The organism is Streptomyces sp. DH24, assembly GCF_029813775.1.
Lineage (GTDB): Bacteria > Actinomycetota > Actinomycetes > Streptomycetales > Streptomycetaceae > Streptomyces.
The window spans coordinates 121,097-136,975 of the sequence record NZ_JARVKW010000008.1 but is presented as its reverse complement, the minus strand read 5'-3'; the positions used below and the strand labels follow the sequence as shown (position 1 = coordinate 136,975).

Genomic DNA, 15,879 nt, shown 5'->3' with positions numbered 1-15,879 from the left:
CACCGGCTGCCTCGCGGGGCGGCCGGTCAGTCCGGGAGGGGCCAGGCGTACGGCCCCTCCGGGTCGTCCAGCCAGGCCCACTGGGACGCGCCGCCGCCGGTGACCGTGACCCCGTACCGCTCGCGCGGCGGCATGCCCTCACGTCGCCACAGCGCGTACGCCTCCTGCGGGTCGAGGCTGCCGCGGGTCAGGGCCAGCAGGAAATGGAACAGCTCGTCCTCGCGGGCGCCGCTGGGCAGACCGGCGAGCGGGGCTGCGGGCGGCGGCTCGGCCCGGCCGCTGCCGCGCAGCGGCACGAAGTAGGCGGGCGTGGCGAGGAAACGGCCCTCGGCGTGCCCGGCGTCGCGCACCGTGAGGACGACGAGCCCTGTGGCGAGCGGGGTGAGGATGCGGGCGCCGGGTCGGCACTGACCGAGCCAGGCGGCCGGCACGGACGGCAGGGCGCAGGTCGCGATGATCCGGTCGAAGGGGGCGCGTTCGGGCACGCCCAGCGCGCCGTCCCCGGTCACGACGACGGGGTGGTGGCCGGCGGCGGCCAGGTGCCGGCGGGCCGACTCGGTGATCTCCGGGTCGAGGTCGACGGTGGTGACCAGGGCGTCGTCGCCGAGGCGGTGGGCGAGCAGGGCCGCGTTGTAACCGGTGCCGGTGCCGATCTCCAGGACCCGGTCGCCGTCCTCGACGCCCAGTTCGGCGAGCATCGTCGCCATCAGGGACGGCTGGCTGCTGGAGGACAGCAGTTCGCCGTCGCGCAGCCGGGTGGCCAGCGGGGTGTCGGCGTAGGCGCCGCGCACCCAGCGTTCGCGTGCGACGGGGTCGGGACTGACGCCCCGGCGCCGCTCGTAGCCGCCGGCGACGGCGACGTAGTAGTAGGGGACGAAGAGGTGGCGCGGGACGGCCGCGAACGCCTCCCGCCACCGCGGGTCGGCCGCCCAGGCGCCGCTCAGGTCGATCTCGCGCACCAGGGCGGCCCGCGCCTCGGCGGCGAGGTCGTCCGCTTCCCTGCCCTCGGTGCGCCCGCCCATGCGTCCACTGTGCGGCCGGACGCCACGGGAAGCGAGCGCCGGACCGGTGCCGCGCCGGGCCCGTGCCGGGGGTCCTACGTCTTGAGTCCTCGGTCCCGCCGTCTGAGAGCATGGGGGACGTGAAAGAGATTCGGCGCGGCACGCTTCAGGAGCAGACCTTCTACGAGCAGGTCGGCGGGGAGGAGACCTTCCGCCGGCTCGTCCACCGTTTCTACGAGGGAGTCGCCGAGGACCCGATCCTGCGGCCCATGTACCCGGAGGAGGACCTGGGCCCGGCCGAGGAGCGGCTCACGCTGTTCCTGATCCAGTACTGGGGCGGCCCCACGACGTACAGCGAGAACCGCGGCCACCCCCGGCTGCGCATGCGGCACGCCCCCTTCGCCGTGGACCGCGCGGCGCACGACGCCTGGCTGAAGCACATGCGCGTCGCGGTGGACGAGCTGGGCCTGTCCGAGGAACACGAGCACACGCTCTGGAGCTACCTGACGTACGCGGCGGCCTCGATGGTGAACACGGCGGGCTGAGTCGGCGCTCCGCAGCACGGAGGCCCGCCTGCGCCGGCGGCGCAGGCGAGTCACTCGCGGATTGCCAAGTCGTCCGGAATGACCGGCTCGTTCGTGCATGCCACTTCGTCCCGCACTGCGCGAGCCAGTCTGACGGCCAATTCCTCGTGGAACGTCTGTGAGAACTCCGGGGACCCCACGTCCGAGACCCTGGCTTCGAGGAGTACCTGCGCCTGCTGCCCGTTGGAAGCGCCTCTGACCTCGCAACGGAAGACGAGATCAATAGTCCCCGCACTATTTGCCACGTAGAGGTCCGGACCCACTCGTTTCCAGCGCCCGGAGGACGACTGCACCTCCTTCAGGGACGCCGCGGCCCACGCCACGTCGGAACGGAACTGGGATCCGCCCGAGAGCCAACAGACGTCATATTCGTCGAAACCTTCGATTTCGTCGTAGGGCTCAAGGGCTTCTTCCGTGAGCCCTTTTCTGATCTTTTCGACGGAAAGAGGCCTGTTCGTGAATTCCAGATCGTCGGGTCCGAGGATGTCTCGCAGAGCGTCCATGTTCTTGGCGCCGAAGAGGGCGTCACAGGTCTTCCACTGCGTGGGGTACTTCTCACTCAGCGGTTGCTGCTCGCTCGAGCACCCCGTCGCCAGACCGAGCGCCGCAATCACCCCGCACCAAACAAGTCGCACTGAAGACTTCATGACGCCACCTTCTCCGCGTCCGAGATGGCGTCCTTCCCATCCCTGTAGGAATGCTCGATCTCCCGGTTGAGCACGTCCTTCTCGCTTTGGGACATACCGACGGCGTCGGCATAATTGGCGACAGGCACCCAGGCGCCGCGCTCGCCGACGTCTTCGAGCCCCTGGACCTCCTGAAGGGCCCGTGCGCCGTTCTTGTACTCGTTGTCCTCGAGGTACTGCAGCGTGTGGTTGCCGTAGGCCGTACTGACCGTCGAGGCACCCGACTCGAGCAGCACCGGGACAGCGGTGGCAGCGACGACGCCTGCGGCAGGCCCCAGCACCATTGCGGTTCCGCCGGCGGCGACCGCCGCAACGGCCCCGGACATCAGCGCCTTGCGCCACTCACCCTGCTTCTCCATCTCCAGGTTCCGGGCGGTCGAGTCGTCCTTGAAGTCCTCGCGGATCTGATGGGCACGTGACTCGTCGAGAATGCCGTTCACCTTGGCCGAGTTGTGGGCGAAGGAGAGTCCGTCGTCGCGGTTGCCCTCCAGCGACGACAGTCCGCTCGCCACGTAGACCTGTTGGGCTGAGGACAGGGTCTGATAGCCGTCCTCATCCGCAGCCACAAGCATCATGAAGTTCCGCGCCTCCTGCTCACCGAACGACGTACGGGTCGAACCGTCGCTGCTGTTCGCGAAGATCCGGTCACGACCGAGTTCGTCACCCGAACCACCAAAGTCCTTGATCGAGTAGTTGAGGTCGTCGATGTACGCCGCGCCCATGCGCGCCAGACTGTCCTTCATGACCTCGGGCGGGCCGTCCTCGACGGTGACGTTGTAGCGGTCGATGACCCGCTTCATGATGTCGGCCGTCTGTTCGTCCCGGTGCAACTGGGGAGGATCGGCATCCCAGGCCACACCTGTCGTCGCGGCTTCCAGGGCGTGCCCGAGGGCGTCAGGGCCCATCTCACGCACGTGCTTCGCCTCGTCACTGCCGGGGTGAGCGAGGCTGTCCGGGAGCCACTCGAAGTTCTTTTTGTTCAGCTCGTCGAAGTAGTCGTAATCGAGTGTGGCGTTCTTGTCGACCGTGCCGTCCTCCTTGTACACGGTCGGCTCGTCGGAGAAGAACTTCTTCGCGGCATCGGGGCTGTGCCCAAGCCCTTCCAGGACGCTCGTCAGCGGGTCGTACCCAGCGCCGGTCCTACCTGACGGGTTGAAGCCCCAGTCGAGGTCGGCCCCGCCGGTCATGGGCTTGTTGTCCATGAACCTGTACGGGTCCTTGTGATGAAGCTGTACGACGTGCTCAGCGATGGGGTTGATGAAGCGTGCGTCGTAATTGCCGTGACGCAGGATCCCGCCCAGCAACTGGTAGCCGTACGGAGACAGACCCGCTCCGGGATGGAGCTCGACGCTCTGGGTGCCAAGCTTGCGGAATTCCGCCGCCCAGGTCGAGGGCAGATGCGACGTGTTGTCCGGGTCGGTCGCCGACGCCAGGGCGACGCCCATGTTCTTTTGGAGCTGCCGGGTCAGGGCGAGCCGCTGCTTGTCGTCACCCACCGTGCCGTCCAGCGACATGCGGCCGTAAAACACCAACGCTTCCTTCGGACCACCGAACGACTGGTAAAAGTCAGCGGAGAAGTCCGCGTCCCTGGCATTGAACTTCATGATGGAGTTCAGCTCCATCAACTGCCTGTCGCTCAGTTTCGTTCCCAGTCCGGCCAGTTCGGCAGCGCGTTCGGCCTGAGCGTCGTCAAGGGACTCGTACGAGCTGTGACCGGCGTCGTGGGCGTCATTGCCGTGGCTCTTGTTCAGCGCGCGGGTTACTGAGGCGTCGATCTCGGCGGCGTGGGCGAGGATGCGGTTGATGCGTCCCTCCAACTCGTGGAGGGCGTCGAGCTGCTCCTGGGTGCGCTCGTCGCTGTCGCCCCGGACGTGGGGGTAGAAGCAGCGGACCGTACCGGCGCCGGCGTCCTCGACACGGATGCCGGAATCGGTCGCGTCCACTTCGACAGCGGTGCGCATCTGCTTCTGCAGCGAGGTGAGTTCGGTGTGGGCGTCCTCCAGGACCCGGAAAATGCTGTTCGCCTCGGAATGGAGGTCGGCGATCTCGTGCGCCGTCTTGGTGACGAAGTCGCGTGTCACCGTGGCGTTCACCCCGGCCCACCGCGCCTTGTCGGACTTGGCCCGCATGCCGTCCTGGGCGTTCTCCGCCGCGGTCTTCAGGCCGTTGACGGTTTTCTTCCAATCGGAGACGGCCGCGCCGAGCTTGCCCAGGTCGATCTCGATGAGATCCGTGTAAGTGATGGCCACCGACCCCTCCTACGGGGAGTACTTGATGAGAGCGGACACGCCATGCGCGGCTCCTCCCGTGCCGGTGACGCGCCTGGCTGTTCGTGCCGATCCAACGCCGCGACGCCCTCGCGCACTCGGAACAACCAGGTGAACGAAGGCCCACCAGGCACTACGACGAGCAATCGTGGCAGACCTCTTCGCTCATGCGCCGCGTCGAATGAGATCAAGCCATGGTTGTCGGGATCTCCGCCCCTCGCCTGTGCGGTTTCCGGTCAGCCCGTGCCGGATTACGATCACATTAGGGTCACGTCCGGTCGTCAAGCGCTTACCGGTGACGCGTGCCCTCTGACACCATCGCCCGGAGGTCTGGACAACACGGGGTGCGGCGGGGGGCCGGGTGACGGGGTTCGGGGGGATCGCGCGCTTCGTGCTGTCGCGGGCGCGGGCGCACCGGCCGCTGCTCGGCGCCGCGCTGCTCAGCGTCCTGCTCACCACGGCGGTCCTCGCCACGCTCACCGCCTACTCGGGCGCGATCGGCGACGCCGCGCTGCGTCACGCCCTGCGGGACTCCCGCAACGCCGCCGACACGGCACTGGTCGTCAGGGCCGACGTGCCGCCGGACCGGCGGGCGGCAGCGGGCGGTGCCGTGGCCGACGGGGCGCGTGAGGTCTTCGACGGGCTGCCGGTCACGCTGCGCGCCCTGACCCGCTCCGGCCCGTACGCCCTGCCCCGCTCCCTCCAGGCGCCCGACGCCCGGTCCGGCGACCCGGACCTGACGCACTTCGCGGCGCTGGACCGCACGCAGATCCGTGTGACGCAGGGCCGTGCGCCGCGCGCCGCGGGTTCCGGCGCGACCGAGGTCGCGGTGCCCGAGTCCGCGGCCCGTGCCCTCGGTCTGGAGGCGGGCGCGCGCCTCACGCTCAGCGACCGGCTCGGCGGGCCCGACGTGGAGATCCGCGTCACCGGCCGGTACCGGCCCGTCGACTCGGCCGCCCCGTACTGGCGGCTGGACGACCTGCGCGGGCGCGGCGTCGTCGAGGTCGCCTTCACGACGTACGGCCCTCTGCTCACCGACCCGGCCGTACTGGCCGGCGGCCGGGTGAGCGCCGGGCCGTCGGCGTGGCTGGCGTCGGCGGACTTCTCGGCGGTCACGGCCGCGCGGACGGACGCGCTGCGCGAGGCCGTGCGGGACGGCGGTGAGACGCTGCGCGGGGCGGCGGCGCTGGGCGGTTCGCCGGAGGTGAGCTGCGCCCTGCCGGCCGTGCTCGACCGCGTCGAACGTGCCTCGCTGGTGTCCCGCTCGACCCTGCTGATCGTGGCGTTCCAGCTCGCGCTGCTCGCGGGCTGCACGCTGCTGCTGGTGGCGCGCCTGCTGAGCGCCGAACGCGCGGGCGAGACCCGCCTGTTGCGGGCGCGCGGCGGCTCGCGCGGCCAGGTCGCCCGGCTCGCCGCCCTGGAGGCCCTGCTGCTGGCCGGGCCCGCCGCGGCCTGCGCCCCGCTGCTGGCGGGCCCGCTCACCGGCCTGCTGGCCGGGCAGGGCGCACCGGCCCGGATCGGGCTGCACCTGGACACCTCGGTGGCCTCCGTGGCCGGACGCGGCGCCGTGTGGCTGGTGGCGGCGGGCGTGGCCCTGGGGTGCTCGGCGGCCGTGGCGCTGCCGGCGCTGACCTCGGCGTTCACGGCCGGGCGGGCCCGGTCGCTGCCGGGCGTGGTGCGGGCCGGCGCGGACGTGGGGCTGCTGGTCGTCGCGGGCGTCGCGTACCTGCAGTTGGACCGTCGGCCCACGGGTGCCGTCGGCGGCGACCGGTCGGGTTCCCTCGGCGTCGACCCGCTGCTGGTGGTGGCGCCCGCGCTGGCCCTGCTCGCCGGCACGGTGCTCACCCTGCGGCTGCTGCCCCCGGCGGCCCGGCTCGCCGAACGCCGGGCGGCCCGCGGCCGTGGTCTGCCCGGGGCGCTGGCGGGCTGGCAGTTCAGCCGCCGTCCGGCGCGCGGCGCGGGCCCGGTGCTGCTGCTGGTGCTCGCGGTGGCGCTGGGCATGCTCGCGATCGGGCAGGGCTCCTCCTGGGACCGCTCGCAGGACGACCAGGCGGACTTCCGGGCCGGTGCGCCGGTGCGCGTGATGGGCACCGGGGAGAGCGAGTTGGGCCGTACGCAGGCCTACGCCGCCGTCCCGCACGTCGAGGAGGTGGCGCCCGCGGTCCGTACGACGCTGCCGATGTCGGCGGGCCGGACGGCGACCGTGCTCGCGCTGGACACCGCGCACGCGGCGGACACGCTGCTGATGCGCGGCGACCTGGCGCCCGGCGGGGCGGGCCCGCTGCTGTCGGCGCTGCGGCCCACGGGCGGTGCGGCCGGGGTGCGGGTGCCCGCCGGGACCGAGCGGCTGCGTCTGACGGCGGCGCTGCGCGGCGCGGGCCCGGGCACCACGGCCGAGGTCAGGGCGATCCTGCGGGACGCGTACGGGACGCCGTACAAGCCGGTGTTCGGGCAGCTTACGGCCGACGGCCGGACGCACGCGCTGACCCTCGAACTGGGCGCCGCCGGAACCGATCCCGGTCCGCTGACCCTCACCGCGTTCCAGCTGGACCTGCCGCAGCCCACCGACCGGGCCGAGCGGCACCGGTTCGTGGTGGGCGAGCTGACGGCGGACGGCGCGCGGCTCGCGTTCCCGGCCGGCTGGACCTTCGGCGCGAGCACCACCAGCACCGTCTCCTCGCCCGACGCGAGCACCACCCCGACCCGGCCGCGCCTGACGTCCTCGGCCCCGTTGACGGTCGCGTACGGCACCGGGTTCGTCCCGGACGGCCGCTTCTCGGAGCCCGCGCAGCTGACCGTGCGGATGCGGGTCGCCCAGCCCGCGGTGCCCGAGATCACCGCGGTCGCCACCGACCGGTTCCTCTCCTCGGCCGGCGCCCGCACCGGGCAGCGCGTGGACGTGACGTTCGCCGGTTCCACCGTCCCGGTGCGGATCGTGAAGGCGGTCCGGGCGCTGCCGACCACGCCGGTGGGCGGGGCGGCCGACGGGGGCGCGCTGCTGGTCGACCTGACCGCCGTCAACCGCGTGCTGGAGGCCCGGTACGGCGAGGGCGTGCCGCCCACCGAGTGGTGGCTGAGGACAGCGCCCGGCGAGACCGCGCAGGTGGCGGCGGCGCTGCGGGCCCGCCCGGACGCCGATCCGTCGCGGGTGCTCGTCCGCGACGAGATCGCCTCACAGCTGCGCCGCGACCCGTTCGGCGCCGGTCCGTCGGCCGGGTTCGGCGCGGCGGCCGTCGCGGCGGCGGCACTGACGGCGGTCGGCTTCGCGGTGAGCGCCGCCGGGTCGCTGCGGGAGCGCGGCGCCGAGTTCGCCGTACTGCGCGCGCTGGGCACCTCGCGGCGCCGGCTGGCCCGGGTGATCGTCATCGAGCACGGCGTGCTGGTCGGGCTGGGCCTGCTGGTCGGGGTGGTGCTGGGCGCGGCGCTGGCCCGCGCGGTGGTGCCGCTGATCCTGCTGACCTCGCAGGCCACGCGCCCGGTGCCGGAGACGCTCGTGCAGTTGCCGGTGGGCCGGGTGGCCGTCCTGCTGGCCGCCGTTGCCGCCGTACCGCTCGTCGTGACCGGGGTCCTGGCGGCCCGGCGGGCCGCTCCGGTCACATCGCTGCGGGACCAGGGAGGTGAGTGAGGTGGACGTGGGTCCGAAGGCGACCGCGCGGCCGGGGGCCGCCGCGCCCTGGGTACGGACCCGGCTGCGGGCGGCGCCCGGTGCGGCGTGCGCGCTGGCGCTGCTGGTGGCGCTGACCGCGTGCCTGGCCGCCGCGCTGCCCCGCGCCGTCGACCGGTACGGCGACGCCGGTCTGCGGCAGGCCGTCACGGCGGCGCGGCCCGACGACAGCACCGTCCGGCTGTACGCCCCGCAGCCCGACCTCGCGCTGTCGCAGCGGGAGCGGGAGGCCGCCCTGCGCGCCGACGCGCTGGACCGGCAGTACGCCGAGGTCCGCGCCGCCGCACGGGCGTTCCCCGCCGACCCCGGCCAGTCGTCGTACGGCGTGCGCACCGCCGAGGACCAGGAGGTCCCCGACCGCTGGCTGCCGAGGCCATACGGGCTGCCCGCGCGGGTCGTCCTCGCCGCCCAGGCCGGTCTCGCCGACCACGCCCGGCTGCGGGCGGGCCGGCTGCCGCGCACCGACGGCACGGTCACCGCGGCGAGCCCCGGGGTCGAGGCCGCCGTCACCGCCGAGACGGCGAAACACCTTAGGATCAAGGTGGGTTCGGTGATCCACGTGCCCGGCGTGCGGCGCGGCCCGCTCGCCGTCCGGATCACCGGCATCGTCGTCCCGCGCGAACGCGCCGGCGCCTACTGGTCCACGGACCCGGTGCTGCGCACCCCGTCCCTGCTGCGGGTCCCCGGCCCCGGCGATCCGCTCTACTACTGGCTCGGCGCGCTGCTGCTGCCGCCCGACGCCGCGCCCGCCATGCTCGGCACGGCCGGACAGCCCTGGCGGTACTGGCAGTTGGCGCCGTCCACCGACCGGCTGCGCGCCCACGACCTGCCCCGCCTGGCATCCGCCGTCGCCGACCTGGAGAACGGCCCGGCCCTGCGGCGCGTCCGCGAGGCCACCCACCCCGAGGCGTGGACGAGCACCGAACTCGACGAGATCCTCGCCGGCTACACGGGGCTGCGCTCCGCCATCGGCCCCCTCGTCGCGGTCGCCGCGCTCGGCACCGGGACGGTCGCCGTCGTCGTCCTGCTGATGGCGGGCGGCCTCGCCGCGGACCGCCGCCGCCCCGAACTCGCCCTGCTGCGCGCCCGCGGCGGCTCCCTGCCGGGCATCGCGGGCCGCCTGTTCGCCGAGACGGCGGTCGTCGCGGTGCCCGCGGGCGCGCTCGGCCTGACGGCCGCGCTCCTCGCCGTGCCCGGCGGCCGTCACCCGTACGCCGTGGCCGCCGCGCTCGCCGTCACCCTGACGGCCTGCGCGGCACTCCCCCTGCGCGCCGCCGCCGCACACCGCTCGGCGTCCGTGCACGGCGCACGCGGTGACCTGACGTCCGTACGCCCCTCCCGGCGCCGCACGGTCGCCGAACTGACGCTGCTGGTGCTGGCGACGGGCGCCGTCGTGGCCCTGCGCCGCAGGGGCACCGGCGGCGAGGGAACCGGTGCCGGTGGCGACGAACTCGTCTCGGCGGCGCCGGTGCTGGTGGGCGTGATCGCGGCGCTCGTCCTGGTCCGGCTGTATCCGCTGCCGCTGCGCGCGCTGGCCCGCCAGGCCGGGCGGCTGCGGGGCGCGGTGGCCCACCTGGCGCTGGCCCGCGCGGGCCGTACGTCCGTCTCGGCGGTCCTGCCGCTGCTGGCGCTGCTGACCTCCCTCACCACCGCCGCGTTCGGCGGCTCGGTCCTCACGGGCGTGTCCGAGGCCCGCGACCGGGCGGCCCTGCTCGCCGTGGGCGCCGACGCGCGCGTCGAGGCGTTCCACGCCCTGCCGGCGAACCTCCCCGACCGGCTGCGCCGCACACCGGGCGTACGGGACGTGACCCCGGTGAGCATCGCCTACCACGCCGCCCCGAACGACGGCCGGGTGTCGACCCCCCTGGTGGGGGTCGAACCGCGCGGCTACGCGGAGCTGGCGCGGCGGACGGGGCTGGGGGCGTTCGGGGAGTCGGTTCTGCGGGGGGCGACGGGGGCGACGGCGGGGCGGTCGCCGCACGGTACGTCGCAGGGCGCGTCTGAGGCGTCCGGTGACGGGCCGGCAGGGCCCGCCCGGTCCTCGCAAGGAACGCCGCGGGCATCCCGTGACGGGCAGGCCGCCGGGGCCGTTCCCGCCCTGGCCTCCCCGGCCGTCGCCGCGCGCTACGGCAGCCGCCCCTTCCCCGTACGCCTGGAGGACCGCTCCGTCGTCACCGTCCGCATCGTCCTGGTCCGGGACCGGACGCCGGCCCTCGTGGGCCAGGACTTCCTCCTCGTCGACCGGGCCGCGCTCAGCGCCCGCGCCGCCCTGCCCAACGCGCTGCTGCTGACCGGCGACGACCTCGACGGGGCCGCGCTGCGCGAGGCGGCCGGCGACGGACCGGGAGTGAAGCTCCGGGACGAGGAACGGGCCCGGTACGTCAACTCACCGCTCCAGTCCGGCGCCGAGCGCGTCTACACGGCGGCGGTCGCGGCCGGCGCCGGCTACACCGTTCTCGCCCTGCTGCTGACCCTGCTGCGCGCCGCACCCGAACGCGCCGCCCTCCTCGCCCGGCTGCGCACCATGGGCCTCACCCGCGCCCAGGGCCGCCGCCTGCTCGTCCTGGAGTCACTGCCGCAGGCCGTGCTCGCCGCGGCGGGCGGTGTCCTGACGGGCTGGGCCACCATCCGCCTGCTCTCCCCCGGAATCGACCTGACGACGATCGCGCTGGCGTCGGCACCGGCCACGGCGGAGCGGGCCGCGCTCCACACCGACCCGGTGTCCCTGGTCGTACCGGCGCTCGCGGTCGTCGTCCTGACCGTCGGCGTGGCGGCCGGCCAGGCCTGGTGGACGGGCCGCCGAGGCTCCGTACGGGAACTGCGGGCGGGAGACACGGGATGAGCGCGGTGATCAGGACGATCCGGACGCACCCCACGAGCCGCGAGCCGGTCAAGCCGCGCGGGCCGGTGGAGCCGGGTGAACCGGTGGAGGTGGGTGAACCGGTGGAGGTGGGTGAACCGGTGGAGCCAGGTGAACCGATGGAGCCAGGTGAAGCGATGAAGCCGACCGACCCGATGAACCGACCAAGCCCCACCGGGCCCCGCACCGGTCGGCCGCCGGCCGACTCCCGCCGAGGAGAGCCCCGATGACCGCGAACCCCACCCTCGCCGACCTGGCGCACCGCGCGAGCACCGCCCGTGAGCGGCCCGGCTACGGCCACGACGCCCTGATCACCTGCGACCGCCTGGTCCGCATCTTCACCGTGGACGGCGTAGAGGTCCAGGCGCTCCAGGGTCTCGACCTGCTCGTCCGCGAGGGCGAACTCGTGGCCCTGGTCGGCGCGTCCGGCAGCGGCAAGTCCACGCTCATGAACATCCTCGCCGGTCTCGACACCCCCACCGCAGGCGCCGCCCGCGTCGCCGGCCGCGACCTGCTGACCATGACCGCCCGGGACCGCCTCGCCTACCGCCGGGACGTCGTCGGCTTCGTCTGGCAGCAGACCGCCCGCAACCTGCTCCCCTATCTGACCGCCGCCCAGAACGTCGCGCTGCCCCTCCAGCTGGCCCGGACCCGGCGCCGCCGCCGCGCCCAGGCGGAACGCGCCCTGCAACTGCTGGAGTTGCTCGGCGTCGCCGACTGCCGCGACCGCCGCCCGCACGAGATGTCAGGCGGCCAGCAGCAGCGCGTCGCCATCGCCGTGGCCCTCGCCAACAACCCGGCGGTCCTGCTCGCCGACGAACCCACCGGCGAACTCGACTCCCACACCGCGCAGCAGATCTTCGCCGCCTTCCGCACCGCGAACGAGCAGCTCGGCACCACCATCGTGGTCGTCACCCACGACCAGGCGGTGGCGAGCGAGGTGCGCCGCACGGTCGCCATCCGCGACGGCCGCACCTCGACGGAGGTGCTGCGCCGCAGCGAGGTCGACGAGGCGACCGGCCACGAGAGGGTGGTGGCCCGCGAGTACGCCATCCTGGACCGCGCGGGCCGCCTCCAGCTCCCCGCCGAGTACCTCCGGGCCCTGGACATGCGCGACCGCGTCGCCCTGGAACTGGAACCGGACCACATCGCCGTACGCCCGGACGACGAACGGCACTGAGCGACCCGCGCGGATTTCCGCCCGGACGGCGCTCAGCGCACGCTGACGTCCAGCGCCCCGAGTCCCGCCCGTCGTACGGCGACCGACCCGTAGGGCGTCCGCAGCCGCAGCCACGCACCCGACGACAACAGCCCGGGCGCGCCGCCGGCCGAGGTGACGGGCCGGAGGAAGCCGAGGGACTGCGCGGCGTGCACGGCGCGCAAGGGCAGGCCGGTGTCGCCGACCGTGCGGGACCAGATCTCCCGCCCGATCCGGTCGAGTTCGGCACGGGTGCGCCGCTCGGGCGCCAACTCCTCGGTGCGGGAGCGGAACTCGGCGACGGAGGCGGCGACCGTCGCCCGGAGCACGTCCGGCGCGGGAAGGCCCGGCCGGGGCTGCCAGCCGCCGCGCGGCGGCAGTACGCCCGCCCACGGCGGACCGGTCACCGCGGCCGGCACGACGGCCGTGGCGGCCCGCTCGTCCACCGACTCCAGCAGCTCACCTGCGGAAACCGTCACGTCGAGCGTGACGTCGAGCCCGTTCTCGTAGGGCTTGGCGAGCCGCACCGCGCGGATCGCCAGCACCTCGAAGGAGGGCGGCCGTCCGAAGACGGCGAGTGCGGTGCCCGCCGCCTGGAGGCGCACCGCGGCTCCACGGTCGTAGTGGAGCAGCCGGGAGAGGAAGGCCGCGAGATCCGCCGCCTCCCCCTCGTCGGCGAGGTGGAGCACCGTCATGCGGCGACGGCCTCCTGGTCCTTGTCCATGTACTCCTCGAGGAACTCCCGCTCCTCCTCGGTGATCCGGCGCGGCCGCTGGTGCTCGAAGTCGAACGGCACGATCACCGTCGAGGCGCGGACGTAGACCCGGTCGCCGTCCTTCACCTCGTAGGTGAGGGTGAAGGAAGCGGCTCGTATCTCCGTGACCCACAGCTCGATGTCCACCGGCTCGTGCCGGTGGACGAGCTGCTGCTTGTAGTCGATCTCATGGCGCGCCACCACGGACCCCTGCTTGAAGTCCTTGTCCGGCCGGAACAGGAAGTTGATACGGGCTTCCTCCAGGTAGCGGAGGAAGACCACGTTGTTGACGTGGCCGTACGCGTCCATGTCCGCCCAGCGCAGCGGGCAGCGGTAGATGTGCCGCAAGAGATCAGCCCCGGGTCAGCTTCTTGTAGGTGGCGCGGTGCGGACGCGCGGCGTCCGCACCGAGTCGCTCGATCTTGTTCTTCTCGTACGACTCAAAGTTGCCCTCGAACCAGAACCACTTGGAGTCGCCCTCGTACGCCAGGATGTGCGTGGCGACGCGGTCCAGGAACCACCGGTCGTGGGAGACGACCACGGCGCAGCCGGGGAACTCGAGAAGGGCGTTCTCCAGGCTGCTGAGGGTCTCGACGTCGAGGTCGTTGGTCGGCTCGTCGAGGAGCAGCAGGTTGCCGCCCTGCTTGAGGGTGAGCGCCAGGTTGAGGCGGTTGCGCTCACCGCCGGACAGGACGCCGGCCGGCTTCTGCTGGTCCGGACCCTTGAAGCCGAAGGCGGAGACATACGCCCGCGAGGGCATCTCCACCTGACCCACATTGATGTAGTCGAGTTCGTCGGAGACGACGGCCCACAGGCTCTTCTTCGGGTCGATGTTCTCGCGGCTCTGGTCGACGTAGGAGATCTTGACCGTGTCGCCGACCTTGATCGAGCCGGAGTCGGGCTGCTCGAAGCCCTGGATCATCTTGAACAGCGTGGTCTTGCCCGCGCCGTTCGGGCCGATGACACCGACGATGCCGTTGCGCGGCAGGGTGAAGCTGAGGTCGTCGATGAGGACCTTGTCCCCGAACGCCTTGCTGAGGTTGTTGACCTCGACGACGACGTTGCCCAGACGCGGGCCCGGCGGGATCTGGATCTCCTCGAAGTCCAGCTTCCGCATCTTCTCGGCCTCGGCGGCCATCTCCTCGTAGCGGGCCAGACGCGCCTTGGACTTGGCCTGCCGCCCCTTGGCGTTCGACCGCACCCACTCCAGCTCGTCCTTGAGGCGCTTCTGCCGCTTGGCGTCCTTCTGCCCCTCGACCTTGAGGCGGGAGGCCTTGGTCTCCAGGTACTTGGAGTAGTTGCCCTCGTAGCCGTGCAGCCGGCCGCGGTCGACCTCGCAGATCCAGCCCGCGACGTTGTCCAGGAAGTACCGGTCGTGGGTGACGGCCACGACGGTGCCCTCGTACTTGGCGAGGTGCTGCTCCAGCCAGTTCACCGACTCGGCGTCGAGGTGGTTGGTGGGCTCGTCGAGCAGCAGCAGGTCGGGCTGCTCCAGCAGCAGCTTGCACAGCGCGACGCGGCGGCGCTCACCGCCGGAGAGGTTGGTGACGGGCCAGTCGCCGGGCGGGCAGCCGAGCGCGTCCATGGCCTGCTCGAGCTGGGCGTCGAGGTCCCAGGCGTTCGCGTGGTCCAGCTCTTCCTGGAGCTTGCCCATCTCCTCCAGCAGCGCGTCCGAGTAGTCGGTCGCCATCAGCTCGGCGATCTCGTTGAACCGGTCGAGCTTGCCCTTGACCTCGGCGACACCCTCCTGGACGTTCTCCAGGACGGTCTTCTCCTCGTTCAGCGGGGGCTCCTGGAGCAGGATGCCGACCGTGTAGCCGGGCGACAGGAACGCGTCCCCGTTCGACGGCTGCTCCAGCCCCGCCATGATCTTCAGTACGGTCGACTTACCGGCACCGTTCGGGCCGACGACGCCGATCTTGGCACCCGGAAGGAAGTTCAGGGTGACGTCGTCGAGGATCACCTTGTCGCCGTGCGCCTTGCGCGCCTTGCGCATGGTGTAAATGAACTCAGCCAAGAGAAACCGTCCGGCAGCTTGAAACTGGCAGTGGGCAGATACACCCCATCTTGCCGTACGGCCAGCCCTGGGCGGAAACGCGTATGCTGCGTCGGCGCTGACCTGGGGTTTCCCTAGCGGCAAGGCCGTCCTCTGCCTCACCCCCGCGACGGGTCCAGTCGGCGGCGGGGGCGGCGGAGGGCCGTCCAGGCCGCGCCCAGGGCCAGGGACTGGACCAGCGCGGCGACGATCACCCCGGCGATCAGGTACCACGTCGCCGTCTCCGCGCCGAACAGGGCCTCCCCGGCCAGCGCCACCAGGGCGAACGTCGGCAGGGTCAGCAACGCCGGCCACACCCAGATCAGCGATTCCAGGCCGTGGTCGGCGAAGAGCGGTTGGATCACGGCGACGGCCACGGCTAGGCCGACCACGCCGAGGTAGACCGCCGAGGCCGGGTTGGCGAACATCAGACGCCAGAGCGTGCGCTTCGGAGCACGTTTCATGGTTTCACCCCGTGACGTCGAGTACCTCCCGTCGTCGCCCGGAAACGGGGTGGAGTCGGAGGGCGTGATCACACCACGGCTCGCCGGGTCGTGCCGGGTCGGCCGGAGCCCTTGTCCGACCGGGCCGACGGCCCGCCTCCCCTTCAGACCTGCGCCCGCGTCTGATCAGACCCACGGCTCGGCGTGATCGCCTGCGGCCCCGCGTCTGATCAGACCCTCAGCCGGACGTGACCGCCTGCTGCCCCATGTCTGATCAGACCCACGGCCCGCGCGTGAGCACCCGCGGGCCCGCGCCGCATCCGACCCGCGCTCCAGTGCCCGTTCGAACCCGCGCCCAGCGCCCGGTCGAACCCCGCCCCACGTCCG

Annotated in this window: 11 protein-coding genes; 4 read left to right on the top strand and 7 right to left on the bottom strand. The window is 72.8% G+C overall.

Annotation, left to right across the window (positions count from 1 at the left end; genetic code table 11):
• Positions 1-26: 26 nt before the first annotated feature.
• Positions 27-1,022 carry a methyltransferase domain-containing protein gene (locus QC282_RS09225; RefSeq protein ID WP_279548762.1) on the bottom strand — a complete coding sequence of 332 codons (996 nt, stop codon included), beginning with the start codon at positions 1,020-1,022 and terminating at the stop codon, positions 27-29.
• A gap of 110 nt (positions 1,023-1,132) precedes the next feature.
• Between QC282_RS09225 and QC282_RS09220 the strand changes: the two genes are divergently transcribed.
• Positions 1,133-1,546: a globin gene (locus tag QC282_RS09220; RefSeq protein ID WP_279548761.1), complete on the top strand. Its 414-nt coding sequence runs from the start codon at positions 1,133-1,135 to the stop codon at positions 1,544-1,546.
• A 50-nt stretch (positions 1,547-1,596) separates the two neighbouring features.
• On the opposite strand, the gene QC282_RS09215 is transcribed toward QC282_RS09220, so the two are convergent.
• Together QC282_RS09215 and QC282_RS09210 are read right to left on the bottom strand one after the other, a co-directional pair.
• Positions 1,597-2,232 carry a hypothetical protein gene (locus QC282_RS09215; protein ID WP_279548760.1) on the bottom strand — a complete coding sequence of 212 codons (636 nt, stop codon included), beginning with the start codon at positions 2,230-2,232 and terminating at the stop codon, positions 1,597-1,599.
• Entirely contained in the window at positions 2,229-4,520 is a 2,292-nt protein-coding gene (locus tag QC282_RS09210; protein ID WP_279548759.1) for a hypothetical protein, read from the bottom strand. Before QC282_RS09210 ends, QC282_RS09215 begins: the two co-directional genes overlap by 4 nt.
• Before the next feature lie 379 nt (positions 4,521-4,899).
• Here QC282_RS09210 and QC282_RS09205 point away from each other — a divergent pair, with 379 nt between their 5' ends.
• The 3 genes from QC282_RS09205 to QC282_RS09195 all read left to right on the top strand — a co-directional run bounded on the left by QC282_RS09205 (position 4,900) and on the right by QC282_RS09195 (position 12,242).
• Positions 4,900-8,163: an FtsX-like permease family protein gene (locus tag QC282_RS09205; RefSeq protein ID WP_279548758.1), complete on the top strand. Its 3,264-nt coding sequence runs from the start codon at positions 4,900-4,902 to the stop codon at positions 8,161-8,163.
• Position 8,164: 1 nt separating this feature from the next.
• Positions 8,165-11,044, top strand: coding sequence for an FtsX-like permease family protein (locus QC282_RS09200; RefSeq protein WP_279548757.1), 2,880 nt, complete (start codon positions 8,165-8,167; stop codon positions 11,042-11,044).
• A 244-nt stretch (positions 11,045-11,288) separates the two neighbouring features.
• Positions 11,289-12,242 carry an ABC transporter ATP-binding protein gene (locus QC282_RS09195; protein ID WP_279548756.1) on the top strand — a complete coding sequence of 318 codons (954 nt, stop codon included), beginning with the start codon at positions 11,289-11,291 and terminating at the stop codon, positions 12,240-12,242.
• 32 nt (positions 12,243-12,274) lie between these two features.
• On the opposite strand, the gene QC282_RS09190 is transcribed toward QC282_RS09195, so the two are convergent.
• From QC282_RS09190 to QC282_RS09175, 4 genes are all read right to left on the bottom strand, one after another.
• Positions 12,275-12,955 carry a hypothetical protein gene (locus tag QC282_RS09190; RefSeq protein ID WP_279548755.1) on the bottom strand — a complete coding sequence of 227 codons (681 nt, stop codon included), beginning with the start codon at positions 12,953-12,955 and terminating at the stop codon, positions 12,275-12,277.
• Positions 12,952-13,362 (bottom strand): thioesterase family protein, encoded by a 411-nt coding sequence (locus QC282_RS09185; protein ID WP_279548754.1) that lies wholly within the window; start codon positions 13,360-13,362, stop codon positions 12,952-12,954. Before QC282_RS09185 ends, QC282_RS09190 begins: the two co-directional genes overlap by 4 nt.
• 4 nt (positions 13,363-13,366) lie before the next feature.
• Positions 13,367-15,031: an energy-dependent translational throttle protein EttA gene (ettA, locus tag QC282_RS09180; protein ID WP_279548753.1), complete on the bottom strand. Its 1,665-nt coding sequence runs from the start codon at positions 15,029-15,031 to the stop codon at positions 13,367-13,369.
• Positions 15,032-15,168: 137 nt separating this feature from the next.
• Positions 15,169-15,513: an SCO4225 family membrane protein gene (locus tag QC282_RS09175; protein ID WP_279548752.1), complete on the bottom strand. Its 345-nt coding sequence runs from the start codon at positions 15,511-15,513 to the stop codon at positions 15,169-15,171.
• Positions 15,514-15,879: the final 366 nt, after the last annotated feature.

Excerpts from the sequence above, each read along its gene's own strand:
- QC282_RS09175 (WP_279548752.1), bottom strand. The coding sequence starts at position 15,513 with ATGAAACGTGCTCCGAAGCGCACGCTCTGGCGTCTGATGTTCGCCAAC.
- QC282_RS09215 (WP_279548760.1), bottom strand. The coding sequence starts at position 2,232 with ATGAAGTCTTCAGTGCGACTTGTTTGGTGCGGGGTGATTGCGGCGCTC.
- QC282_RS09195 (WP_279548756.1), top strand. The coding sequence starts at position 11,289 with ATGACCGCGAACCCCACCCTCGCCGACCTGGCGCACCGCGCGAGCACC.
- QC282_RS09220 (WP_279548761.1), top strand. The coding sequence starts at position 1,133 with ATGGGGGACGTGAAAGAGATTCGGCGCGGCACGCTTCAGGAGCAGACC.
- QC282_RS09225 (WP_279548762.1), bottom strand. The coding sequence starts at position 1,022 with ATGGGCGGGCGCACCGAGGGCAGGGAAGCGGACGACCTCGCCGCCGAG.
- QC282_RS09190 (WP_279548755.1), bottom strand. The coding sequence starts at position 12,955 with ATGACGGTGCTCCACCTCGCCGACGAGGGGGAGGCGGCGGATCTCGCG.